The organism is Malikia sp., assembly GCF_028687635.1.
Lineage (GTDB): Bacteria > Pseudomonadota > Gammaproteobacteria > Burkholderiales > Burkholderiaceae_C > Malikia.
This window is the reverse complement of sequence record NZ_JAQTZS010000007.1, coordinates 1-23,616: the sequence shown is the minus strand read 5'-3', so window position 1 is coordinate 23,616 and position 23,616 is coordinate 1. Positions and strand designations below refer to the sequence as shown.

The 23,616-nt window shown below is 68.1% G+C and carries 17 protein-coding genes and 1 tRNA gene; 8 read left to right on the top strand and 10 right to left on the bottom strand.

Annotated features, from left to right (window positions below; all coding sequences use genetic code 11):
- Positions 1–35: 35 nt before the first annotated feature.
- The 5 genes from tssL to PHR85_RS06555 are packed head-to-tail and all read left to right on the top strand — an operon-like array spanning position 36 to position 7,769.
- Positions 36–1,346, top strand: coding sequence for a type VI secretion system protein TssL, long form (gene tssL, locus PHR85_RS06575; protein WP_300052039.1), 1,311 nt, complete (start codon positions 36–38; stop codon positions 1,344–1,346).
- Positions 1,347–1,388: 42 nt separating this feature from the next.
- Positions 1,389–4,928, top strand: coding sequence for a type VI secretion system membrane subunit TssM (gene tssM / locus PHR85_RS06570; protein WP_300052036.1), 3,540 nt, complete (start codon positions 1,389–1,391; stop codon positions 4,926–4,928).
- A complete protein-coding gene (gene tagF, locus PHR85_RS06565; RefSeq protein WP_300052033.1) occupies positions 4,929–5,597 on the top strand; it encodes a type VI secretion system-associated protein TagF in 669 nt (222 codons plus the stop codon).
- A gap of 37 nt (positions 5,598–5,634) precedes the next feature.
- Complete coding sequence (locus tag PHR85_RS06560) at positions 5,635–6,015, top strand: hypothetical protein (RefSeq protein WP_300052030.1); 381 nt, start codon at positions 5,635–5,637, stop codon at positions 6,013–6,015.
- Positions 6,012–7,769 (top strand): serine/threonine-protein kinase, encoded by a 1,758-nt coding sequence (locus tag PHR85_RS06555; RefSeq protein ID WP_300052027.1) that lies wholly within the window; start codon positions 6,012–6,014, stop codon positions 7,767–7,769. Before PHR85_RS06560 ends, PHR85_RS06555 begins: the two co-directional genes overlap by 4 nt.
- Before the next feature lie 5 nt (positions 7,770–7,774).
- Here the strand turns inward: PHR85_RS06555 and PHR85_RS06550 are convergent, their stop codons facing one another.
- Genes PHR85_RS06550 through tssE form a run of 5 tightly spaced genes read right to left on the bottom strand, consistent with a single transcriptional unit; the run spans position 7,775 to position 13,905 of the window.
- Complete coding sequence (locus PHR85_RS06550; protein WP_300052025.1) at positions 7,775–8,296, bottom strand: DUF4123 domain-containing protein; 522 nt, start codon at positions 8,294–8,296, stop codon at positions 7,775–7,777.
- Positions 8,297–8,305: 9 nt separating this feature from the next.
- A complete protein-coding gene (locus PHR85_RS06545; protein ID WP_300052023.1) occupies positions 8,306–10,396 on the bottom strand; it encodes a type VI secretion system Vgr family protein in 2,091 nt (696 codons plus the stop codon).
- Positions 10,377–11,513 (bottom strand): type VI secretion system baseplate subunit TssG, encoded by a 1,137-nt coding sequence (tssG, locus tag PHR85_RS06540; RefSeq protein ID WP_300052021.1) that lies wholly within the window; start codon positions 11,511–11,513, stop codon positions 10,377–10,379. Before tssG ends, PHR85_RS06545 begins: the two co-directional genes overlap by 20 nt.
- Positions 11,510–13,387 (bottom strand): type VI secretion system baseplate subunit TssF, encoded by a 1,878-nt coding sequence (gene tssF, locus PHR85_RS06535; protein WP_300052019.1) that lies wholly within the window; start codon positions 13,385–13,387, stop codon positions 11,510–11,512. Before tssF ends, tssG begins: the two co-directional genes overlap by 4 nt.
- An 11-nt stretch (positions 13,388–13,398) precedes the next feature.
- Positions 13,399–13,905, bottom strand: coding sequence for a type VI secretion system baseplate subunit TssE (tssE, locus tag PHR85_RS06530; protein WP_300052016.1), 507 nt, complete (start codon positions 13,903–13,905; stop codon positions 13,399–13,401).
- Positions 13,906–14,024: 119 nt separating this feature from the next.
- Between tssE and mutS the strand changes: the two genes are divergently transcribed.
- Positions 14,025–16,718, top strand: coding sequence for a DNA mismatch repair protein MutS (gene mutS / locus PHR85_RS06525; RefSeq protein WP_300052013.1), 2,694 nt, complete (start codon positions 14,025–14,027; stop codon positions 16,716–16,718).
- Entirely contained in the window at positions 16,715–17,542 is an 828-nt protein-coding gene (locus tag PHR85_RS06520) for a proteasome-type protease (protein WP_300052011.1), read from the top strand. Before mutS ends, PHR85_RS06520 begins: the two co-directional genes overlap by 4 nt.
- 14 nt (positions 17,543–17,556) lie before the next feature.
- Here the strand turns inward: PHR85_RS06520 and PHR85_RS06515 are convergent, their stop codons facing one another.
- The 3 genes from PHR85_RS06515 to PHR85_RS06505 are packed head-to-tail and all read right to left on the bottom strand — an operon-like array spanning position 17,557 to position 19,956.
- A complete protein-coding gene (locus tag PHR85_RS06515) occupies positions 17,557–18,390 on the bottom strand; it encodes an undecaprenyl-diphosphate phosphatase (RefSeq protein WP_300052008.1) in 834 nt (277 codons plus the stop codon).
- A 53-nt stretch (positions 18,391–18,443) separates the two neighbouring features.
- Positions 18,444–18,827 (bottom strand): hypothetical protein, encoded by a 384-nt coding sequence (locus tag PHR85_RS06510; RefSeq protein ID WP_300052006.1) that lies wholly within the window; start codon positions 18,825–18,827, stop codon positions 18,444–18,446.
- 58 nt (positions 18,828–18,885) lie between these two features.
- Entirely contained in the window at positions 18,886–19,956 is a 1,071-nt protein-coding gene (locus tag PHR85_RS06505) for an acyltransferase family protein (protein WP_300052003.1), read from the bottom strand.
- Positions 19,957–20,086: 130 nt separating this feature from the next.
- Between PHR85_RS06505 and PHR85_RS06500 the strand changes: the two genes are divergently transcribed.
- Entirely contained in the window at positions 20,087–21,898 is a 1,812-nt protein-coding gene (locus PHR85_RS06500) for a glutamine--tRNA ligase/YqeY domain fusion protein (RefSeq protein ID WP_300052000.1), read from the top strand.
- 46 nt (positions 21,899–21,944) lie between these two features.
- On the opposite strand, the gene PHR85_RS06495 is transcribed toward PHR85_RS06500, so the two are convergent.
- Together PHR85_RS06495 and PHR85_RS06490 are read right to left on the bottom strand one after the other, a co-directional pair.
- A complete protein-coding gene (locus PHR85_RS06495; protein ID WP_300051997.1) occupies positions 21,945–23,270 on the bottom strand; it encodes a TIGR03862 family flavoprotein in 1,326 nt (441 codons plus the stop codon).
- 63 nt (positions 23,271–23,333) lie between these two features.
- Positions 23,334–23,409, bottom strand: a tRNA-Gly gene (locus PHR85_RS06490).
- Between the last annotated feature and the right edge of the window lie 207 nt (positions 23,410–23,616).

Below are 23,616 nucleotides of genomic sequence, written 5' to 3'. Positions count from 1 at the left end.
CGCCCTCCCAGCCGACCCTAGCGAAGCGAGACACCATGGCCCAGCAAGACCCCAACCCCGCCGCTGGCATGGACCAGACCATAGTGATTCCCTCGCCGGGCAAACGGCCGCCCGGTCCAGTTTCGACGAGCGCGGCGAGCGCGGCACAGCCCGCGAGCCCGCCGCTGGAACGACTGGGACTCGATGCGCTGGACTGGCGGACCGGGATCAACCCGCTGGTGGCGGTCGCCAATCCCCTGCTGGGTCTAGTGCCCCGGCTGCGCCAGGCGCAGCACCCCGACCCGACCGGCCTGCGCGAGACGCTGGCCCAGGCCGTGACGCAGTTCGAATCCAGGGCCGCGGCGACCGGCCTGCCGCATGATCAGCTGGTGGCGGCGCGCTACGCACTCTGCACCTTTCTCGACGAGGCGGCGGCCAATACCCCCTGGGGCGAGCAAGTCTGGGCCCAGCGCAGCCTGCTGGTCCAGTTCCACAACGAGGCCTGGGGCGGCGAGAAGTTCTTCCTGCTGCTGGGCAAACTGGCCGAGCGCCCGAGCGAGCACCGCCAGCTGCTTGAACTGTTCTACCTGATCCTGGCGCTGGGCTTCGAGGGCCGCTACCGGGTGCTGCAGAACGGCCGCATCCAGCTCACGGACTTGCGCGCGCGGCTGGCCCAGCTGCTGGCCAAGGAGCGCGACACGTTCGAGCGCGAGCTCTCGCCGCAGTGGCGCAGCGACGCCGGCGGCTCGACCGCCCTGCGCGAGCGGCTGCCGCTGTGGGTCATCGCCTCGGTGATGGCGCTGCTGCTGGCCTTGATCTACGCCGGCCTGAGCTTTGCGCTCAACCGCCAGTCCGACCCCAGCTTCTCGGCCATCCTGGCGCTGCGCACCCAGGCGCCACCCGAGCCGACCCCGGCCGCCAAGACGCCCGACCGGCTCGCGCACCTGCTGGCCGCCGAGATCCAATCAGGCGCGCTGCTGGTGCGCGACTTGCCCGACCGCAGCATCGTGGTGGCGCGTGGCGACCAGCTGTTCGAGCCCGGCAGCGCGACGGTCTCGCCCGGCTTCGAAAGCCTGCTCGCGCGCATCGGGGCGGCGCTGGCCCAGACCGGCGGCAGCGTGCTGGTACGCGGCCACACCGACGACCGCCCGATCCGCTCGGTGCGCTTCCCGTCCAACTGGCACCTGTCACAGGCACGCGCCGAGGCCACCGCCCGCCTGCTGCTGCCAGCCATCGGCGACCCGAGCCGCCTGCGCACCGAGGGCCAGGCAGACAGCGAGCCGGTCGCGAGCAACCAGACGCCGCAAGGCCGCGCCAGCAACCGGCGAGTCGAGATCGTCGTCTATCCATCCGCGCGGGCCAACTGAAACAACGCACAGGCCGCAGCGCCTGCACACAGGACCCTGAGCATGAAAAGAATCTTCAGCGCCTTGCTCCACCCGGCCACGCTCGGCGTGCTCGGCCTCCTGGCCCTTGCCCTGCTGATCTGGTTCGTCGGTCCGCTGGTCACAATCGCGGGCCATGCGCCGCTCGAATCGGCCACCGCGCGCAGGCTGGCGATCGGCTTGCTGCTGGCCGCCATCCTGCTGCGCATCGGCTACCTGCGGCTCAAGGCAAGGGCCGCCGACGCGAGCTTCTTGCGCGGCCTGTTCGGCCACCCGGCGGCCAAGGCCGAGCCGGCCGAGGTCCAAGTGCTGCGCCAGCGGCTCGAACAGGCGGTCCAGCTGCTGCGCGAGAGCCAGCTCGCCCAGGGCGGCAAGGGACTGACCCGCTTGCTCGGCCTGGGCCAGCAGCGCCACCTCTACCAGCTGCCCTGGTACATGTTCATCGGCGCGCCGGGCTCGGGCAAGACCACGGCGCTGGTCCATTCCGGCCTGCGCTTCCCGCTGGCCGAGAAGCTGGGCAGCCACCAGGTCCAGGGTGTGGGCGGTACGCGCCACTGCGACTGGTGGTTCGCCGACGAGGCGGTGCTGATCGACACGGCGGGCCGCTACACGACCCAGGACTCGGACCAGGCAAGCGACCGCGAAAGCTGGCTGGGCTTCCTGGCGCTGCTGCGCAAGCACCGGCCGCGCCAGCCGCTCAACGGCGTGATCCTGACGATCAGCGTGGCCGACCTGCTGGGCCAGTCCGGCAGCGGTGCCGCGACCCGGCATGCGCAGGCGCTGCGGGCCCGGCTGCAGGAGCTCTACAGCCAGCTCGGCGTGCGACTGCCGGTCTACGTGCTGGTGACCAAGTCTGACCTGATCGCTGGCTTCGACGAATTCTTCGGCAACCTGGACCAGGCCGGGCGCGACCAGGTCTGGGGCTGCACGCTGCCGCTGGGCGGCCAGCCAGAGTCCGACCCGGCCCAGGCGCTGGCACCGATGCTGGACGCGCTGCGCGAGCGACTGCAGGGCCAACTGCTGGCCCGGCTGCAGGAGGAGCCCGACCTGGCCCGGCGCGGCGCCATCGCGGGTTTCGACCAGCAGTTCGCCGCGGTCAGCCGCATCCTGCAGAGCTTCCTCGGCGAGGTGCTGGCACCATCGGGCTATGACCATGAGCTGATGGTGCGCGGCTGCTACTTCGCGAGCGGCACGCAGGAGGGCAGCCCGATCGACCGGCTGATGTCCAGCCTGGGCGGCGCCTTCGGCCTTGAGCGCCGCGTGCTGCCCCCCTTGCCCGGCGGCGGCCGGAGCTACTTCCTGAGCCGGCTGCTCAGGGAGGTCGTGTTCGCCGAGCAGCGCGTCGGCGGCAGCCAGCTGGCCTGGGAAAGGCGCCGCGACCTGATTCATGTCGGGCTGCTGGCGGGACTCGGCCTGTCAAGCCTGGCGCTGCTGGCCGGCTGGGCCGTCAGCTACACGCGCAACGCCCGCTACGTCGAGCAGGTTGACCAGGCCGTCGCGGCGGCCCAGCCCCTGGTCGCGCGCGCCGGCAGCGCGCAGGCGCAGCATCTGACCAGCCTGCTGCCCGTGCTCGAAACCGTCTACAACATCTCGGCCACGCCCGAGCGAGCGCTGGGCCAGGAGCCATCCGGCATGGGACTGGGCCTGTTCCAGGGCAACAAGCTGGACGCCGCCGCACGCCAGGCCGATCGCGCGCTGCTGCGCGAGCTGCTGCTGCCGCTGGTCACGCGGCGCATCGCCCAACAGTTGCGCGAGCTCGACGACAGCGACCTCGAATTCGCCTATGAGGCGCTCAAGGTCTACCTGATGCTCCACGAGCCCGCGCATTTCGATGCCGCCGCGCTCAAGGCCTGGATCCAGCTGGACTGGGAACGCCAGCAAGCCGGCGGGCTGGATGCCGCGCGACGCGGGGCGCTGGAGCGACAGCTCGACGAACTGTTCGCCTCCGGTCCGCTCAGTCCGCCCCTGGCGCAGGACCAGGCTCTGGTCGCGCGCGTGCGGGACATGCTGCTGCGCTATCCCCTGCCCCGGCGCATCTACAGCCGGCTGCGGCGCGAGGGAGTGGGTTCCGGGTTCCAGGGCTTCAGCGTCGAGCGTGCCGCCGGGCCGGCGGCGGCACTGGTGTTCGCGCGCCGCAGCGGCAAGCCACTGAGCGAAACGCTACCGGGTCTCTACACGCGCGACGGCTACCAGCAGGGCTTCGCGCGCGAGGTCGAACGCGCCAGCCGCCAACTCGCCGCGGAAGAAGGCTGGGTGCTGGGGACCCGCGCGACAACAACCGCAGCGCAGGCCGGCGAGGTCGCGACACAGGTGCGCCGGCTGTATCTGGAAGACTACGCCCGGACCTGGGAAGCGCTGCTGGCCGACCTGAGCTTGCGTCCCTCCACCAGCCTGAACCAGAGCGTGCAGGCCGCCCGCATCCTGTCGGGCAATGACTCGCCACTGCCCAGGCTGATGGCGGCCATCGCGCGCGAAACCACGCTGGCGCCGCCTCAGGAAGCCAGGAGCCTCACCGACAAGGCGGGCGACAAGCTGGCCGACGCGCGCCAGCAGCTCGGCAAGCTGTTCGGCCAGGAGGCTGGGCCCGGGGTGACCGCGACGCCCGCCGATTTTCCGGAGCGCCTGGTCGACGACCGCTTCGCCGCGCTGCACCAGCTCGTGGCGGGCGACCCCAAGACGGCACCGATCAACGCGGTGCTCAAGCTGCTCGACGATCTCTACGTCCAGCTCTCGGCCACCGAGACCGCGGTGCGCGACAAGCTGGCGCCGCCTGCCGGCGATGCGGCGGCCCGCATCAAGGCCGAGAGCGCCCGCCTGCCCGAGCCGCTGCGCTCGATGCTGCAGCAGCTCTCGGCCGCCGGCGCGGGCCAGACGCTGGCAGCGACACGACAGAACCTGTCAGCGGCACTCGGCAGCCAGGTGGGGCAGTTCTGCAGCCTGGCGACACAAGGCCGCTACCCCTTCGCGCGCGCCAGCCAGCGCGACGTGACGCGCGAGGACTTCGCCCGCCTGTTTGCCCCCGGCGGCCTGATGGACGAATTCTTCCAGAAAAACCTGGCCGCTTATGTCGATACCAGCACCCGACCCTGGAGCTTCAGGAAGGTGCAGGAACAGTCCTTCGGCAGCCCTGGCAACCTGGCGCAGTTCCAGCGGGCGGCGACGATACGCGACGTCTTCTTCCGCTCCGGTACGCTGCGCTTCGACTTCAAGCTGCTGGAGGCCGACGCCGGACTCGCGCCGTTGACGCTGGACGTGGACGGCCAGCTGCTGCAATTCGGTCCCGGCCAGGCTTGCCCGCAATCGGTCCAGTGGCCGGGTCCCAAAGGCGGCTTGACGGCACAGCTCAAGCTCGGCAACGCGGAAGCCATCGCCGCAGAAGGCCCCTGGGCCTTGTTCCGCCTGATGGACCGGGCCCGCACCGAGCCGCTCGCAGCCCCCGAGAAGCTCCGGGCCAGCTTCGAAGCCGGTGGCCGACGCGCCAGCTTCGAGGTCACGGCCGGCAGCGTGCAGAATCCGCTGCGCCTGCGCGAGCTGACCGAATTCCGCTGCCCGCAAGGTCTCTGAGTGCCGCAAATTGGACAAGCCCCTGGCTGGTACGGCAAGCTGCCGCAGCTGGGCGATTTCGCACGCCGGCGCCTGCCGTCCGAATTCATCGGACCATGGGACGACTGGCTGCAGCAAGGCCTGCAGTCCAGCCGCGCGGCCCTGGGCGAGGCCTGGCTGGAGCACTACCTCGGTGCCCCGGTCTGGCGCTTCGTGCTGCTGCCGGGCGTCATCGAGCCGGACGCCTGGGCCGGCGTGCTGATGCCCTCGGTCGACCGGGTCGGGCGCTATTTTCCGCTGACGCTTTGCACCAGCCTGAAGGAAGACGCGCCACTGGGCCCTTCGCTCACCGGACTCGACAGCTGGCTCGCCGGCCTGGAGACCTGCGCCCTGCTCGCACTGGATGCCGAACGGGGGCTGGATCGCATGGAGGTGGCATTGCAAGAGCTGCCGGCCTGTCCGGGAGCGGTCGATCCTGACCCGGCAGGACCGAACCGCCCAGCGGCGGGTTTTCTCGACGGGCTGGGCGCGCGCATCCTGCCGCGGGCGCTGGCCGGCAACGGCTTCTGGTGGCAATGCGACCTGGACGGAGGCTGCATCGGCTTTGTCCAGCCAGGCCTGCCTTCACCGTCCCGGTTCGCGGAGATGCTGAGCGGCAGGCCAAGCCAACAGGCTGCCACAACGGCATAGCGCATCGACTCCTCCAGTCAAGGAAAGGATGAACATCATGGTGCTCGGATTCAGCCCAGTCCAGTACGAGGCGCTCGGCCGCAGCAGCTATCTGGATCGGCTGGTCGCATTGATACGAAGCCGTTTTCCACGGCCGGCCGAGGCCATGGACGACGAGGCACTGGCACAGGCGCTGTGGGAAGAGACCGAACTGGCTCGCAGTTACGGTCTGGAGGACGAGCAATCGGCGGCCACCTTCGCGCTGACCGCCTGGCTGCTGGGACGGGGCTTCGATCACCGCATACCCGCGCTGGCCCAGATCCTGAATTCGGACGAACTCTCGCCAGGCCGCAAGGCCCAGGCGCTGAGAGACTTCACCTTGCTGCTCTTCTCCACCCTGGAAGGCCAGCCAACCCGCAAGACCGAGGAGATGCCATGAGCGCTTCATCCCTTCCTTCCAGCAGCGAGCAGACCCTGGTCATCGGCGGTGGCGCTGGCGCCTTGATGCCCGATAGCACGCCACCCGACTTCCTGCCAGTCGGCACCAGACTCCATGAGTTCGAGATCACCGGACTGATCGGCGAGGGCGGCTTCGGCGTCGTCTACCTGGCCCATGACCACCTGCTGCAGCGCCAGGTCGCGCTCAAGGAGTACCTGCCGGCCTCGCTCGCCACGCGCGGCAGCGGGCATGCGGTGACGCTGCGATCGCGTCGCCATGCCGAGGTCTATGAAAAAGGGCTGCAAAGCTTCATCAACGAGGCCAGGCTGCTGGCACGCTTCGACCACCCGGCGCTGGTCAAGGTGCACCGCTTCTGGGAAGCCAACGAGACCGCGTATCTGATCATGCCCTACTATGAGGGGCCGACGCTCAAGACCGCGCGGCAGGCCATGTCCGGTCCGCCCGACGAGGCTTGGATACGCCGCATCCTGGACCCGCTGCTGGACGCGCTCGAACTGGTCCACGGCCAGGGCTGCCTGCACCGCGACATCTCGCCCGACAACATCCTGCTGCAGTCCGATGGCAGACCTGTACTGCTGGACTTCGGCGCTGCCCGCCTCGTGATCGCCGACGTGACACAGGCGCTGACCGTGATCCTCAAGCCCGGCTACGCGCCGATCGAACAGTACGCCGAAATGCCTGGCAGCGTGCGGCAAGGCCCCTGGACCGATCTCTACGCGCTGGGCGCCGTGGTGCGCTTCATGGTCACGGGGCAGACGCCGCCGCTCGCGATCGGACGGCTGGTGCAGGACTCGCTCGCGACACTCGAAGTCCAGGCCAACGGGCGTTATTCGGCCGCCTTGCTCAAGGCAGTGGATCGCTGCCTGGCCGTGAAAGGCGAGGACAGACCCCAGTCGGTCACTCAGATGCGCGCGCTGCTCGGCACGCAGCCAAATCAACTCCAACAGACGGCTGCAGCCGCGCCAGACAATCCGGGAGTCGGCGCCAACCCACCGAAGCCGCGCGATTTCACCTGGCTCCGGCGCAAGGCCTGGACCGGAGCGGCCATCGCGGCCGTCACGGGAGGCTGGCTGTTGTATGCCGACGGAACACAGCCCTCACATCAAGCCCAGACTCCGCCTCGGCAGGATGTGGCCGCCGGCATGCCAGCGGTGGCTGACACGCCGCCCACGCCACCTTCCGCCAAGGCCGCGGACGCCCAGCTGCAAGCCGCCTGGCAGGCCACCCTGATGGCGGCGTCCCCCGGCTTCAGGCTGACTGTTTCGGGCGTCAAGAACCCGCTCCGGGTGGGACGCGACAGCCTGGGCCTGGAACTCAACAGCGCCCGCGGTGGCTGGCTCTACCTGCTGCTGTGGGACAAGGCCAATGGCCAGATCAGCCTGATCTTCCCGAATGAAGTCGACCGGGAGCACCGGCTGGAAGCCGGCCAGGCGCTGCGCCTGCCCCGGCCCAGATGGCACTACGAAGCCGACGCTCCAGCGGGTGAATGGGAACTGCTGTTGCTGGCATCGGAGTCGCGGCGCGACTTCTCCGCGCTGGGACTGACACCGGACGGCGTCATGCTGTCGGCCAGCGCTGTCAAGGTCGAGCAGACCCTGGCGGATTCCGACCTCGGCCGCCCCGCCCTGGCCGGCGTGCCTGACTGCGCGCCAGCGTCCGACTGCAAGGTCGACTATGGCGCCATGGCGCTGACGCTGCGTGAAATCGAGGGCGACAGTGACCGCCAGCCCTGAGCCAATCAGAACCGGCTCATGGTCAGTGCGCCACCCGCCAACTCCAGCGCCAGCCCCTGCCCGGGTGCGGCGCCCTCGAACAGGAAGCCGCGCAGCGGCCCGAACAGGGCCTGCAGCTGACGGGCTTCCAGCCCAGGCGCCGCCAGCCGCAGCACGCGCGGGTCGTACCAGCGAAACAGCAGCGATTCGCCGGCCGGTCCGTAGGCGATGGCCAGCTTGCGCAGGTGGCGGCGCACTGAGGCCAGGTCCATGGCCTCGGGGGCCTGCAGATAGACCCCCCAGTGGCTGCCCCAGCCCGACAGCAGCCAGTCGCGCCAAGGCCCCTGACGCGGGACCTCCAGCAGATAGGGCGCGAGCGCGGCGACACCGGGTTCGAGCCGGCCGTGGAACAGGCAGGCCCAGCGCGGTGCCGCAGGATGGTGCAAACGCGGCAGCAAGTCCGCGACGCCGGCGCCATCGAGCGCCACCCAGGGCTTGAGCCCCGGCTCGCGCCAGAGCCGGCTGTGCAGGGAATGGGCGTGATCCACCAGGCCTCCTCAATCCGGACATGGCTCGACGAAGGCACTCGCGCCGTCGCGCGCGCGCCTGAGCGCCTGTGCCTGCCGGGAGGGTGAAGCGGAATCAGGCGGTGCCGCCACCGGGCGCTTGCCGCCCCCTTGCGACGAGACAGCGGCGCGCGGTGGCCTGGGCGGCTCCGGACTGGCTCCCGATCCGCTGCCGGGGACGCCGCCGCCATTGATGCTGACCGAGGCACCGGCCAGGGTGACCCCGTCCGGCCCGAGCTGGATGAAGCTGCCGCCCACCTTGAGCGTGAGCTGGGCCCCCGCCTCCAGCACCAGTTTCAGGCCGGCCTTCAGGTGAATCTCCTGGCCCGCCTCGGCGGTCATCCGCAGGCCTACCCGCCCCTGCCAGTCCTGGCCGACGCTGAACGAATGGCTGCCACCGAGCTCGACATTCTGGTCGCCGCCAACCTTCAGGTGATGCTCGCCGTCGATGCGTTCCAGCAGGTCCCGGCCCACGGTCAGGTGGCTCTCGTGATCGACCGATTCGATCCGGTCGTGGCGCGTGTGCAGCAGCTGATCGCGCTCGGCGTGCAGGCGCAACTCCTCTGCGCCGCGCTTGTCCTCGAAGCGGATCTCGTTGTAGTGGGAGCCATTGCCGCCGGGAGTCGAGCGCGACTTGATGCCGCTTTGCGTCATGTGCCGGGGCAGTTCGTAGGGCGGCATCTGGTCGGCGTTGTAGACGCTGCCGGTGATGATGGGGCGGTCCGGGTCGCCTTCGAGAAACTCGACCACCACCTCCTGGCCAATGCGCGGGATCGCGACCATGCCCCAGTTCTGACCGGCCCAGGGATGGGCGACCCGGATCCAGCAGGAGCTGTCCTGGTCGCCGCGACCGAGTCGATCCCAGTGGAACCGGACCTTGACGCGGCCATAGCGGTCGGTGTGGATCTCGTCGCCTTGCGGCCCCGTGACCACGGCGGTCTGCGGCCCCTGGACCACCGGCCTGGGCGTCAGCAGCGGCGGGCGATACTCCTGCTCAGCGGGAATCGCGGCCAGGCGAACACTGAACCAGGGTTCCTCCGCCGCGCTGGCCGCTTCATCGGACAGTTCGCCGGCCTCGCGGCCACTCTCCCGCAGGCGGTATTCGGCGGCTGTGACCAGGTAGTCTCGATTCTGGTCTGGCCGGGGATGCGACTGCAGCCGGAACAGCGCACCCGGCGCGAGCCCGGCGGCATTGCCCTCGCCCTGGAAGAGCTCGTGCTGCTGGCGGAACGCCTCGGCCCGGATGCGGGCCAGGCGCTCGCCCTGGGCGCGCTCACGGTAGCCACCGGGATGGTCGTAGCTTTCCAGGTCGCGCGCGTGGTCATGCCCGACGGGCCGCGCCGGCTCGCCCTTGGCCTGCAGGTCGGCGCGCGGCTTCTCGAAATCGTGATCGCGCAGCACCTGACGCGTGGGCTGAATCTCGGCCGTGCCGGTCCAGGCATGCAGGCCTTCGCGCTGCAGGCCAGCTCCGGGTTCTGGCTCCAGAAAATCCACCCACTCGTAGCCTGGCACTGGCGCATGCGGCCTGCCGCTGTCGGCCAGCACCAGGGTATGCCGTCCGCCCGCATGCTCGAAGAAGCCATGCATGCCCTCCTGCTCCATCAGCCGGGCCATGAACTGGTAGTCGGTCTCGCGGTACTGCACGCAATAGGACCGGGGGGCGTAGTCACCAGCGAGCTCGAAGCGGAAATCCGCATAGGGGTGGCCGGCAAACACCGCCTGCAGGATCTGCTGCGTGGTCTGGTCCTGGAAGATGCGGCTGTCGCTGCGCCGCGTCAGCATCCAGGTCCAGGGCCGCAGCACGACCTGGTAACGGTGCAGCCGGCCCCGGCTGCCAAGCAAGGAAAAACTGGCAGCCAAGCCGTTGAACTGCCGCACGCCGCCCGACGGCAGCTCCACCTCGACCGAAAACGGCTTGCCCAGCAGCTCCGCCGCCGACAGGTCGCCGCGTCGGCACAGCAGCACGAGCTGGTATTCGCCGTTGCGCGACAGCCCGTCGCTGCCATCGAGCCGCTCGAACCAGAATGCGTCGTCAAGCGCGCAGGCGATCCTGACGCGCCGATCACCCGACCATGCCTCCATTGCTGCCTCCCTGAACGGCCTGATCGCCAGGCGGTTTCGTGAAACCCGCTGCCCCGCGCCCCAGCCCGGTGCGGTGCGGTGCGATGCGATGTGGCGCATCGAGCACCAGGTCATCGGCCGGCCGGTCGCTGCGACACCGCCCCAGCCAGCTGCTGTAGCCCAGCCGCGCGCCGCCGTCCAGCAGCAGGCGCGGCACGCCATCGGCCCGCAGCATCAGGCGCACATCCCATTCCTGTTCGATACCGACGTAATTGCGCACGGCGTCGACCAGCGTCTCGATGCCGCCTGCGCCCGGTAACAGGCCCTCGTAATCCGGCAGCGAGAGCGGCCCGATCCGCAGCCTGAACTTGTGCTGCCGGTCCCAGACTCTTGCGCCCAGCACGGCCTCACGTCCCAGGCCGCCGCGGCCACTGCCCAGCCAGGTGCGGTCGCGCTCGCGCAAGGTCATCCAGTGACCGACGAACTGCTCGACCGCCACCGGCAGCCCGAGAAAACCGGACAGCATGGTGGCCAGGCCCTCGGCGTTGCGGACCTGACGTCCCAGCAGGCCGGCATGGTGCAGCTTGGCGTGATCGGGCATCGCATCGCGCTCGCGCAGACTGTCCAGGCCCAGGCCGCACAGCGAGCCGACATAGCGGCCGAAACGGTCCTGCCCGGGCCGGTCCAGGCTGACGCAGGGCTGGGCCTGGGCCCAGGCCCGGTAGAACAAGCTGAGAAAGCGGTGGTGGATCAGGTCGGCGAAGCGCGCGAAACTCGCATCGCCAGCGTGCAACAGGCGGTTGCGGGCGTATTCGGTCAGGTGCAGCGGCAGCGGCCCGTTGGGCCCGAACAGCCCCAGGAAGCTGACCTCGATCCGGGGCGGCACACCCGCGTGGCCCGGAGTCAGTCCGGCCAGGCTGGCCGGCGCGAAGGACAGCGAAGGCTGCTGGCCCAGGCGCACGATCTCATCAGCGGGCCGGCTGGCCATGCCCAGGCGCGGCAGGTCGGAAGCCAGGCATTCGAGCAGGCGCAGGGCCTGGAAATAGCTCCATTTCCAGGGCTCGGCAGCGAGCGCCGCGAACAGATCCTCGCGACGGGTCGGACGGCCGGTGCCCTGCACCGGCAAGCCGCCGCTCACAGTATCGGCCGCGTCCCGCACCGGGCCCCCCAGCGCATGATCTCGCCGCGCGTGAGCGTGCGCAGCACCGTCTCGGTGAAGCCGTTGAGCGAGACATGGCGCGCGAAAAAGCGCTCGAGCACGCAGCCGAACAGGAAGGCGCTGCCGCCCTCGAAGGCCAGTTCGTCGAATTCAAGCGTGATCTCGACGCCGCGTCCGAAGCACAGCGGCCCCGGCATCGGCAGGCGCGCGACCACCGGCGCACAGCGCACCGAGCGCAGCCCCTCGACATGGCGGCGCAGGCCGGGATCGGCCGTGCGGGCGTGCAGCCCGAGCAGTTCCCGCAGCGCGGCCGCCCCCTCGTCCGCAGCACTGCTGTCGAGCAGCGACAGGTAGTTGAGCGACAGCTGGCTGATGAACTTCCAGGCCTCGGCATCCTGCGCCAGTGCCGAATAGGGCCGCGAAGGCCCCTTGATGCAGCGTATGCTTTCCACCGGCGCCGCCACCTCGAGCACGAAATCGCCGCGACCGGCACCCAGCGCCAGCAGCAGCGGCAAGTCGCGGTTGGTGCAGCGCGCGCGCAGCGACAGCTGACGCAAGGCGGCCGGATAAGGCGCCTCGCTCGGGTCGACCAGCGCCAGAAAGACCTCGCTGCCGACATAGCCGGTCAGGCGGCGGCCACGGCGCTGGCTCTCGCTCAGCAGCCTGGGCTCGCGCCGCAACGTGAAGTAGCCGTCGGGCTTGTGCCCAGCCCCGCGCCGAGTCGAATAGAAGGCGTCAAAGCGCTGCTCGCCCTGGGTGCTGCCGTGGCCGGAGACTTCGAGCAGGTCATAGATCTCGTAGTCGGTCGGCCGGGTCCGGTCGGCCACGACGTGGAACTCCGGCTCGCCGGGCTGGACCTGGATCCGGTCCAGGCGGCGCTCGAACAGGTTGATGGCCGGCACGCAATGCAGCAGGAAATTGGAGGCATCGACCTGCGCCTCCAGCCCGGCGTCACCGCGGTCGAACAGCAACACCAGCTCGATCTCGGCACAGCTCTGAGCTGCCAGCAGCGGCGCCAGCCCGTCGACCTCGAAGAACAGGAAGCGCGCGGGAAAGGAGAAATACTCCTGCAGCAGCCGATAGCCGTCGAAGCCGCGCGCGCTCGTCGGCAGCAGCGCCTCATCCTGCTCGAAACCGACCAGGCTGACGCGGCTGCCCGGCAGGAACTTCCAGCCACGATCGCCGCCCGCGCCGCCCCGGACCAGCACCCCCAGGGCCGAGGACCCGATCAGCTCGTGCAGCTTGTGCGCGACATCCTGTGCGCCGCCCAGGAAAAAGCGCAGCGCATCGAGCTTGAGGCCAGCGAATTGCAGCCCGGCGGTCGCGCGCAGCTTGAGCCTGACCCCGCCCTGGCAGCGGGCCGGCAGGGCCAGTTCGCCCAGCGGCAGATCGGACGCGAAGCTGAAATAGCGCGCCTGCAGCAACTCCAGCGGCCACAGCGCCAGGTCGCGCCCGGTGCGGAACTCGCACGCCACGCCATCGGCCCGCTCCGGCCCGTTGCGGATCGCCGTGCCACGCGGCAGCAAGCTGCCAGCCGCCAGATTGGCATCACCCAGTATCGGCTGGCATTGCGCGATCAGCATCGCCGGCGTGGGCGCCAGGTAATGCGGATACAGCATCTCCAGCAGATGCTGGGTGAAACGCGGAAACTCGGCGTCGAGCTTGAGCTGCACCCGCGCCGCGAGGAAGGCCGTCCCTTCGAGCAGGCGCTCGACATAGGGGTCGAGCACGACCTCGCTGCCGCGCATGCCCAGGCGGGAGGCGATCTTGGGAAATTCGGCAGCGAACTCGGCGCCGAGCTCACGCAGGTGACCGAGCTCGCGGTTGTAGTGGTCCAGCAGGCGGCGGTCCATGCGGCGGCCCCCTAGGCCTTGAGCTCGGAGAGCGAGACCTGCCCGGTCTCCAGGTCCACCTCGGTGCGCAGCATCATCTCGAGCGGCACCGGCTGGGCCCAGATCTGGCCACTGATCCTGACGCTGACCACATTGTGCCAGCCCAGCACGCTGTCCTGCACGATCGCCTGGACCTCCAGCCGGTCGGCCAGTATGCGCGGCTCGAAGCGCAGGATGGCCTCGCGGATCGCGCGCTCAAGCCCCTTCACGTCCAGCGTGGATGCCGTCTCGCCGGAGAAGGCCGGCAGCCCGTAGTTCAGCACCGAGCGCTCGACCTCGGGCCAGGCTTCGAGCGACTCGGAAGCACCCAGCCGGGTCGAATTCATCAGCCAAGTCAAGTCGCGCAGCACCGCGGCGCGCAACTGGCCCTTGCTCAGCACGCGCGCCTCGACCGGCTCGTTCTGATGCTGCGGGTTGTCATCGGTCAGGCGGTCGAGCAGCGAAGGCTGCAAGCGGTCGGAGCAGCTGGGCTCAGCCATGGCTCAAGATCCCGCAGAAGCGTCGAAGGCCAACATATCCCGAACCCCCCTTGTGGATTCAGTATAGGACGATGAAAGAAAAAGTGCACTTCCCAAGGCCTGCGACAATCCACACCGTCATGATGCCTACAGAAAAAGTCCAGACCCGAGCCGTTCCCGATCTCGACAAGCACACCCCGATGATGGCGCAATACCTGCGCCTGAAGGCCGACCACCCAGGCACCCTGCTGTTCTACCGCATGGGCGACTTCTACGAGCTGTTCTGGGACGACGCCGAGAAGGCCGCGCGCCTGCTCGACATCACGCTGACCAAGCGCGGCCAGTCGGCCGGCGAGCCGGTGGTGATGGCGGGCGTGCCCTTCCATTCGCTGGAGACCTATCTCGCGCGCCTGATCCGGCTTGGCGAGTCGGTCGCCATCTGCGAGCAGATCGGCGACCCGGCCACCTCCAAGGGCCCGGTCGAGCGCAAGGTGATGCGCGTGGTCACGCCCGGCACCTTGACCGACAGCGAGTTGCTGAGCGACAAGAGCGAGTCGGTGCTGCTCGCGGTCCATGCCGGGCCGCGCGCAAGCTGCGGCCTGGCCTGGCTCAGCGTGACCCAGGGCGTGCTGTACCTGGCGCAATGCCCGGCCGACGAATTGCGCGCCTGGATCGTGCGCATCGCCCCGAGCGAACTGCTGCACAGCGCCGAGGTCACGCCCGCGTTCGAGCAGGCCTTGCAGGAGCTGCAGCGCCAATGGCCAGCGCTGGCACAGGCTGGCGCTGGTGCGCGCCTGAGCCTGGCCTTGCGCCCGGCCTGGTCCTTCGACCCCGCCCTGGGCGAGCGCAAGCTCTGCGCCCAGCTGCAGGCGGCCAGCCTGGCCGGCTGGGGCGCGCAGGAGCTGCCGCTGGCACATGCCGCCGCCTCGGCCCTGCTCGACTACGCCGAGCACACCCAGGGCCGGGCGCTGGCACATCTGCGCCAGCTGCAGGTGGCACGGCCACAGGAACTGATCGACCTGCCCGCCACGACCCGGCGCAACCTTGAACTGACCCAGACCCTGCGCGGCGAGGCGGCGCCGACCCTGTTCTCGCTGCTCGACAGCTGCCAGACCGGCATGGGCAGCCGTCAGCTCAAGCGCTGGCTGCTTGAGCCGACACGCGACCGCGCGCCAGCGCGCAGGCGGCTGCGGGCCATCGGCCAATTGCGTGCCGGCCCGCACGAGCCGCTGCGGCTGGCGTTGAAGGGCGCATCGGACGTCGAGCGCATCACCGCGCGCATCGCGCTGCGCCAGGTGCGCCCGCGCGAGCTGGTCGGCCTGGTCCACACGCTGGAGAAGGCGGTCAGCGTGTCGCGGGGCTTGCAGCAGGTGCTGCGGGATGCCGCGGTACATCAAGGCCAAGACCAGGCATCCTTGCTGGCCGAGCTCGCACGCGAACTCGAACCGCCCGAGGACTGCGCCAGCCTGCTGCAGCGCGCCCTGCTGCCCGAGCCGGCGGCGCTGGTGCGCGACGGCGGCGTGATCAACCATGACTTCGATCCGGATCTCGACGAGCTGCGCGCGATCCAGAACAACTGCGACAGCTTCCTGCTGGCGCTGGAAGCGCGCGAGCGCGAACGCACCGGCATCGCCAACCTGCGCGTGCAGTACAACAAGGTGCATGGCTTCTACATCGAGGTCACCGCCAGCGGTCTCGACCGGGTGCCCGACAACTACCGCCGGCGCCAGACGCTCAAGAACGCCGAACGCTTCATCACGCCCGAGCTGAAGGCCTTCGAGGACAAGGCGCTCAGCGCCCAGGAGCGCGCGCTGGCACGCGAGAAATGGCTCTACGAGGGCCTGCTCGACCAGCTGCAAGCCCATGTACAAGCGCTTGGCGCGCTGACGCGCGCACTGGCCAGCCTGGATGCGCTGTGCGCGCTGGCCGAGCGCTCGCTCACACTGAATTGGTGCGAGCCGCAGTTCGTATTCGAGCCCTGCATCGAGATCCGCGCCGGCCGTCATCCGGTGGTCGAGGCCAGGATGGCCGAAACCGGCTCCGGCAACTTCATCCCGAACGACACGGTGCTGGGTCAAAAGGCCCGCCTGCAGGTCATCACCGGCCCCAACATGGGCGGCAAATCGACCTACATGCGCCAGGTGGCGGTGATCGCGTTGCTCGCGAGCATGGGCAGCTATGTGCCAGCCGAGAGCTGCCGCCTGGGGCCGCTGGACGCCATCCACACCCGCATCGGCGCGGCCGACGACCTCGCGAACGCGCAGTCGACCTTCATGCTGGAGATGACCGAGGCGGCACAGATCTTGCATACAGCCACACCACACAGCCTGGTGCTGATGGACGAGATCGGGCGCGGCACCTCGACCTTCGACGGCCTCGCGCTGGCCTCGGCCATCGCGACCCACCTGCACGACAAGGTCAAGGCCTTCACCCTGTTCGCCACCCATTACTTTGAATTGACTGAATTTCCCGCCACCCACTATGCCGCGCTCAACGTGCATGTCAGCGCGGCCGAGAGCCAGGGGCGCGACATCGTCTTCCTGCACCAGATCGAACCCGGACCGGCCAGCCGCAGCTATGGCGTGCAGGTCGCGCGTCTGGCCGGGGTGCCAGGCGCGGTGGTGCAACAGGCTCGCCACGCGCTGGAGGCGCTCGAAGCACACAGCGCCAGCGCCACGGCCCAGGTCGACCTGTTCGCCCCGCCGCCGGCCGCCGCCACGCCCGAGCCCAGCCGGGTCGAGCAGGCCCTGGCCGCCGTGGACCCCGATCTGCTGAGCCCGCGCGAGGCGCTCGAACAACTCTATTTGCTCAAGAAACTCCAAACCCAAGCATGACTTACTGCGTCGCCGTCAAACTCAACGCCGGACTGGTCTTCCTGTCCGACTCCCGCACCAACGCCGGGCTGGACCAGATCAGCACCTTCCGCAAGATGATCGTCTACGAGAAGCCGGGCGACCGCTTCATGTGCCTGCTGTCGGCCGGCAACCTGAGCATCTCGCAGTCGATCCGCGAGATCCTGCAGTCCGAGCACCTCAAGGACCCCGGCAGCGACGAGCCGATCACGATCTGGAACGCCAGGAGCATGTTCGATGCCGCGCGCGTGCTGGGCCAGGCCGTGCGCCATGTGCATGAACGGGACGGCGAGGCGCTGCGCCGCGCCGGCGTCGATTTCAACGTCAGCATGATCTTCGGCGGCCAGATCGCCGGCGAAGCCATGCGCCTGTTCCAGGTCTACTCGGCCGGCAACTTCATCGAGGCCACGCCCGAGACGCCGTTCTTCCAGGTCGGCGAATCCAAGTACGGCAAGCCCGTGCTCGACCGCGTGATCACGCCGACCACCCCGCTCGACGAGGCCGCCAAATGCGTGCTGGTCTCGATGGACTCGACGCTCAAGTCCAACCTCTCGGTCGGACTGCCGCTGGACCTGGCGGTCTACGAGGTGAACCGGCTCGAGAGCGACAAGATCGTCTGCATCGACGAGAACAACCCCTACTTCCAGATGGTGCGCACCACCTGGGGCGAGAAACTGCGCGAGGTCTTCGACGCGATCGAGCACCCGGCCTGGGATGGCCACGCGACCGAGGTACCTCTGCTGCACCCGAGCAAGCGCAACCAGCCGCTCAGGAAGATCGCCAATGCCGGCGAGCGCCTGATCTGACTGGCCAGGACGACTCAATCAGCCCAGACCACCCAGCCCTGCTGGGCGGTCAGCAGGATCAGCAGGCCGAAGGCGATGCGATACCAGGCAAAGCCCGTGAAGCTGTGGCTGGCGACGAAACGCAGCAGCCAGCGGATGCAGAGCCAGGCGCTGATGAAGGCAAACAGCAGCCCGACGCCGAACTGGGGCAGATCGGCCAGGCTCAGCAGCGCGCGTTCCTTGTACAGGCTGTAGCAGCCGGCGCCGATCAGGGTCGGGATCGCGAGGTAGAAGGAGAACTCGGTGGCCACCTGGCGCGACAGGCCCAGGAACATGCCGCCAATGATGGTGGCGCCGCTGCGGCTGGTGCCCGGCACCAGCGCCAGACATTGCACCAGGCCGACCTTGAGCGCGTCCAGGCCACTCATCTGGTCCACCGACAGGATGCGCGGCGCGGTCTCGGCGCGTGCCTGGCGCCGCTCGGCCCAGAGAATGATCAGGCCGCCGACGATGAAGGTGCTCGCCACCACCGTGGGCGTGAACAGGTGCGCCTTGATCGTCTTGCCAAACAGCAGGCCCAGCAGCACAGCCGGAAAGAAAGCGGTCAGGACATTGGCGGCGAAGCGCTGCGCCTTGACCTGGCTCGGCAACTGCACGACCGTGTCGCGCAGGCGCTGCCAGTAGACCAGGATCACGGCAAAGATGGCACCGGTCTGGATCGCGATCTCGAACACCTTGCCCTTGTCATCATGCATTTGGAGCAGGGAGCCCGCCAGGATCAGGTGGCCGGTCGACGAGATCGGCAGGAATTCGGTCAGGCCCTCGACAACGCCCATCAGGGCGGCCTTCAGTAGCAGCAAAGTATCCATCAGACTGGCAGATTGATTAAAACCTCCCAGTGTAATCCCGCCGGGTGACCCGCTCAGTACCGTCCATGGCCACGACGCCCATCGTCATCCCAGCCCCCCCGGCCCTCCCAGCCATGATGGTCATGTTTCCAGTGGTGCTTGTGATGCTTGCGCTGGTAATGACCGGGCGGAGCCCAGGCCGCGCCATAGACCGGCGGGGCCATGACCCGCGGTGCCGGATAGACGACCACCGGTGCCGGCGCGACATAGACCGGAGCGGCATTGCTGGCTCCGATCACCACGCCGGGACTCTGCATCCCGAGCGACCAGTACACATCCCCCGCCTGCGCCCCGGCTGCGCCCAGTGCCAGCCCCAGGCCCAGCACCAGACCGGAGAAGCTGGACGAGAGGATCCGGGGGCTGCGCTCCAGCTGCGCACGAGTTTCGACTTGCTTCATATTCCACTCCTTGTGCGCGTACTCACGCACTTGGGGTGATTAAAGCGTCAAAGCCCGCTTACAAGCTGCCACGACTTGTGACAGATGTATCAACGGGTAAACGGGGACTGCTGCCCCAGCGGCCCAGCGGCTGCTCGACCAGGTGAAAGAAGGCGGCTCCGGCCAGGTTGCAGGCCGCCCAGGCCAACAGCACGCCACCGGTCTGCACCCAGGAATCGGCCGGGGCAAAGCGGGTAAAGAGCGCGTTGACCACCAAGGCCACCGGAAAATTGAGCAGGAACACCGAATAGGAGATCTGTCCGAAGTAGGCCCAGGCGCGCCCCCGCGGCCACCGATGCAGCCATTGCCCCTGCTGGGCGACGCCAAGCAAGAGCGCGACCACCAGCGCCAGCGCGATCCGTTCGCGGAACTCCACCGCCAAGGCCCCCACCACCAACAGGGTGAACAGCAACAGCCAGCCCAGGCCCTTGAGACCATGGCGCGGCTGTGCCGCCCAGTAGGCCAGCGCCCCCAGCCCATAGGAGCCCAGGAAATAGAGCGCCCAATTGTCCCAGTCCGAATCGAGGTTGAAACCATAGAGCGACAAGATCACGCCCAGCAGCAGCAGCGTGGCGCTCAAGGCCAGCCGCCCATTGAGCGCGCGCGCCACCCAGAGCAAGCCCAGCAGCAAGGCGAACAACTGGAAGTCGATCGCCACATACCAGACGCCGGCCGAGATCGAATCGAAACCCAGCACGCCATGCAGCAGCAGCGCATGGGCCAGGAACTGCCCCAGCTCGGCCCGTTCAGGCAGCGAGTCGTGCTCCATCCAGTGGCGCGCGAACTCGGTGCACAACAGGCTCAGCAGCAAGGCGGCCAGATAGGGCGCGGCCGTGCGCAGATAGCGCTTCCTGAGCAGCATCAGCGGCTGCTGCGTCAGCAGCACACCGCGCGGCGCCAGACTGCGCGCCGCCAGGAAGCCGCCCACGACCAGGAAGACCTGCACCGCCATGCGGGCATCCCGGCTCAACCAATCGATCAGCTCAGGCCACAAGACCTGGGTCCAGTCCGACATGGGCCCGTAGAAAGCGAGGTGGTGCAGCACGATGAACTGCGACCCCAGCGCCTTCAGGGCATCGACCAGGGCCATCCGCCCAACGCTTGAAACTCCTGTGACCGACATCTGTGCGACTCCGACCGACCACCCATGACGGGCGACAGGCACTATTAATCAGAAAAAAACCCGCAATGGTAAACCCGTCGCCTCTAAAATCCAAGTCATGAGTTCCGCGTCCCATACCCCCGCAGCGCCCGAAGAAGGCGCGACCAAGCCCAGCAACTTCCTGCGCCAGATCATCGAGCATGACCTGGCCAAGGGCAGCTACGCCAGCCGTCGCTGGGCTGGCAGCCCAGGCGATGCCGCCCATCACGCCAGCGCACCGCACGACCCCGCCAGGATCCGCACGCGTTTTCCGCCCGAGCCCAACGGCTATCTGCATGTCGGCCATGCCAAGTCGATCTGCCTGAACTTCGGCCTCGCGCGCGATTACGGCGGCGTCTGCCACCTGCGCTTCGACGACACCAACCCCGAGAAGGAAGACACCGAGTACGTCGACAGCATCATCGACGCGGTCAAGTGGCTGGGCTTCGACTGGAACGGCGCGCCCGATGCCGCGCCCTACCAGGCCAGCGACTACTTCGACTTCATGTACCGCGCCGCCGAGGCGCTGATCGAGCGCGGTCATGCCTATGTCGATGAGCAGACGCCCGAGCAGATGCGCGCCAACCGTGGCGACTTCTCCAGGCCCGGCGTCGACAGCCCCTATCGCAGCCGTACGCCGGCCGAGAACCTGACGCGTTTCCGCCAGATGCGCGACGGCGAACTCGCCGATGGCGCCGCCGTGCTGCGCGCCAGGATAGCCATGGACTCGCCCAACATCAACCTGCGTGATCCGGCGATCTACCGCATCCGCCGAGCCACCCACCACAACACCGGAGACAAGTGGTGCATCTACCCGATGTACACCTTCGCACACCCGATCGAGGACGCGCTGGAAAACATCACGCACAGCATCTGCACGCTCGAGTTCGAGGACCAGCGCCCCTTCTACGACTGGCTGCTGGAGCGCCTGATCGAAGCCGGCCTGCTGGCCGCTCCGGCTCCGCACCAGTACGAGTTCGCGCGCCTGAACCTGAGCTACGTCATCACCAGCAAGCGCAAGCTCGCGCAACTGGTCAACGAAGGCAAGGTCAGCGGCTGGGATGACCCGCGCATGCCGACCATCGTCGGCCTGCGCCGGCGCGGCTATACGCCCGCCTCCATCCAGCTGTTCGCCGAGCGCATCGGCGTGACCAAGAGCGACAGCTGGATCGACTACAGCACGCTCGAAGGCTGCCTGCGCGAGGACCTCGAAGCCAAGGCATATCGCGGCATGGCCGTGCTCGATCCGGTCAAGCTGGTGCTGACAAACTGGGACGAAGTCATGGGTGCCGGCCACCTGGAGCCTTGCACCCTGCCCGCCCTGCCCCATGTGCCTGAAGGCCAGCCCGAACCGGCCGCGCGCCAGTTCTCGATCGGCAGGGAAGTCTGGATCGAACGCGAGGACTTCGAGGAAGTGCCCCCGAAGGGCTACAAGCGCCTGTTCCCAGGCAACAAGGTGCGCCTCAAGGGCGCCTATGTGATCGAATGCACCGGCTGCCTGCGCGACGCCGAAGGCCGCGTGACCGAGGTCCAGGCGCAACTGATCCCCGACACCAAGAGCGGCACCCCAGGCGCTGACAGCGTCAAGGCCAAGGCCGCCATCACCTGGGTCGGCGTGGCGGACGGCGTATCGGCCGAGATCCGGCTCTACGACCGCCTGTTCAGCGACGCGCAGCCGGACGCCGGCGGCAAGGACTTCCTGGCCAGCCTGAACCCGAACAGCCTGAAGGTCGTGAGCGGCTTTGTCGAGCCCTCGCTGGCACAGGCCAAGCCGGACCAGAAGTTCCAGTTCGAGCGCCACGGCTACTTCGTCGCCGACCGCCTTGACCACGCGCCAGGCCAGCCGGTATTCAACCGCGCCGTCGGGCTGAAGGACAGCTGGGGCAAGTGAAGCGGGCCGCCATCGGGAACTCCATCCCGATGGCCCCAAGCGGGGATCACGGCTGCTTCAGATAGTCACTGGCGCTTTCCCCAGCCACCTTGCCGCTCGCCAGGCAGGCAGTCAACAGGTAGCCCCCGGTGGGCGCCTCCCAGTCCAGCATCTCTCCCGCGCAGAACAGGCCCGGCTGCTCCCGCAGCATCAGTCCGGGCGTCAGGGATTCCAGGGCCAGCCCACCTGCCGTGCTGATCGCCTCGTCGATGGGGCGCGCAGCGATCGCGGTCACGGGCAGGCACTTGATGCGCTCGGCCAGCCGCGTGGGATCGGCCAGCTCGTCGCGCCCCAGCAGTTCATGCAGCAAGGCGATCGCCGTGGGACACAGGCCAAGCCGGGCCTTCAGCAAATTAGACAGCGATTTGCCACCGCGTGGGCGCGACAACTCGGCGCACAATTTTTCCTGGCTCAGATCGGGTCGCAGATCGAGCTCGAAGGTGGCGGCACCACGGCGTCCGATTTCGTCGCGCAACAGCGCGGACACCGCATAGATCAGACTGCCCTCGACCCCGGTCTCGGTCAGCACGAACTCGCCTTTGCGACAGAACGAATGGCCCAGGCTGTCGGTGAAGGACAGGGCCAGGTTCTTGAGCGGCTTGCCCGCATGACGCAAGGCGAGAAATTCGCTCCAGCCCTTGCGCCCGTCGACTGCCACTTCGAAGCCACAGTTGGCAGGCTGCAAGGGCTGCACGCGACCACCCAGAGATTCAAACCAACTGGTCCAGGCACCGTCCGAGCCCAGACGCGCCCAACTGCCACCGCCCAGCGCAAAGACCACCGCGCGAGCTCGCACGGAGTTCAGTCCCTCGGTGGACAAGAAAGTGAGCTGCCAACGGTCCCCGACACGAAAACAATCGCCAGTCCAGCGCTGGCGCATGTGAAAGATCACGGCAGGACCGGCAGCCGTCTGACGCAAACGATGCAACCAGGCGCGCAACAAGGGCGCGGCCTTCATGTCGGTGGGAAATACCCGCTGCGATGAACCGACAAAGGTTTCGATTCCCAGACCCTGGGCCCAGTCACGCACCGCCTGCGGTCCGAAACGCTCAAGCCAGCCTCGACAGGCCAATGAACGGGCGCCATAGCGGGCGACAAAATTGTCGAATGGCTCGGCATGCGTGAGATTGAGTCCACCAATGCCGGCCAGCAGAAATTTTCGACCCACCGTGGGCATGGCATCGAACAGGTGAACGGCGTGGCCAGCCTCGTGCAGCGATTGTGCCGCCATCAAGCCAGCAGGTCCCCCACCGACGATCAACACATCCGCTTCAAGCAAAGGGAACGAGGGAATGTGAGTAGGGATTTGACTGGGGACAGGCGTGCGATTCATGACGGGCAGGATCCTGACGCTCAAAACAAAAATGCCCCGATAAATCGGGGCATTTCTTGAATATGGAGCGGGATAAGAGACTCGAACTCTCGACCTATACCTTGGCAAGGTATCGCTCTACCAACTGAGCTAATCCCGCAATCAACCAATTATGACACAGTTTCCTGCGCCTTGACCCAGGGGACTGAAGATTTTTTCTTCAGACCGCTGGGGCAAGGCCTCTTGCGTCCTGGGGCTTGTGAACAAGCGCCGCTTGGTGGCAAAAGGCAAACCCCGTCTCTGCGAATTCACAGAGAGGGGGTTTCCAGCATAAGAGCCTGACGATGACCTACTTTCACACAGGGAT

Bases quoted from the DNA above. Each gene is read 5' to 3' on its own strand.
- mutS (WP_300052013.1), top strand. From the start codon at position 14,025: ATGATGCCTACAGAAAAAGTCCAGACCCGAGCCGTTCCCGATCTCGAC.
- tssM (WP_300052036.1), top strand. From the start codon at position 1,389: ATGAAAAGAATCTTCAGCGCCTTGCTCCACCCGGCCACGCTCGGCGTG.
- PHR85_RS06520 (WP_300052011.1), top strand. From the start codon at position 16,715: ATGACTTACTGCGTCGCCGTCAAACTCAACGCCGGACTGGTCTTCCTG.
- PHR85_RS06545 (WP_300052023.1), bottom strand. From the start codon at position 10,396: ATGGAGGCATGGTCGGGTGATCGGCGCGTCAGGATCGCCTGCGCGCTT.
- PHR85_RS06555 (WP_300052027.1), top strand. From the start codon at position 6,012: ATGAGCGCTTCATCCCTTCCTTCCAGCAGCGAGCAGACCCTGGTCATC.
- PHR85_RS06515 (WP_300052008.1), bottom strand. From the start codon at position 18,390: ATGGATACTTTGCTGCTACTGAAGGCCGCCCTGATGGGCGTTGTCGAG.
- PHR85_RS06560 (WP_300052030.1), top strand. From the start codon at position 5,635: ATGGTGCTCGGATTCAGCCCAGTCCAGTACGAGGCGCTCGGCCGCAGC.
- PHR85_RS06505 (WP_300052003.1), bottom strand. From the start codon at position 19,956: ATGGCCCTGGTCGATGCCCTGAAGGCGCTGGGGTCGCAGTTCATCGTG.
- PHR85_RS06510 (WP_300052006.1), bottom strand. From the start codon at position 18,827: ATGAAGCAAGTCGAAACTCGTGCGCAGCTGGAGCGCAGCCCCCGGATC.
- tssF (WP_300052019.1), bottom strand. From the start codon at position 13,387: ATGGACCGCCGCCTGCTGGACCACTACAACCGCGAGCTCGGTCACCTG.
- tssE (WP_300052016.1), bottom strand. From the start codon at position 13,905: ATGGCTGAGCCCAGCTGCTCCGACCGCTTGCAGCCTTCGCTGCTCGAC.
- PHR85_RS06500 (WP_300052000.1), top strand. From the start codon at position 20,087: ATGAGTTCCGCGTCCCATACCCCCGCAGCGCCCGAAGAAGGCGCGACC.
- tssL (WP_300052039.1), top strand. From the start codon at position 36: ATGGCCCAGCAAGACCCCAACCCCGCCGCTGGCATGGACCAGACCATA.
- PHR85_RS06495 (WP_300051997.1), bottom strand. From the start codon at position 23,270: ATGAATCGCACGCCTGTCCCCAGTCAAATCCCTACTCACATTCCCTCG.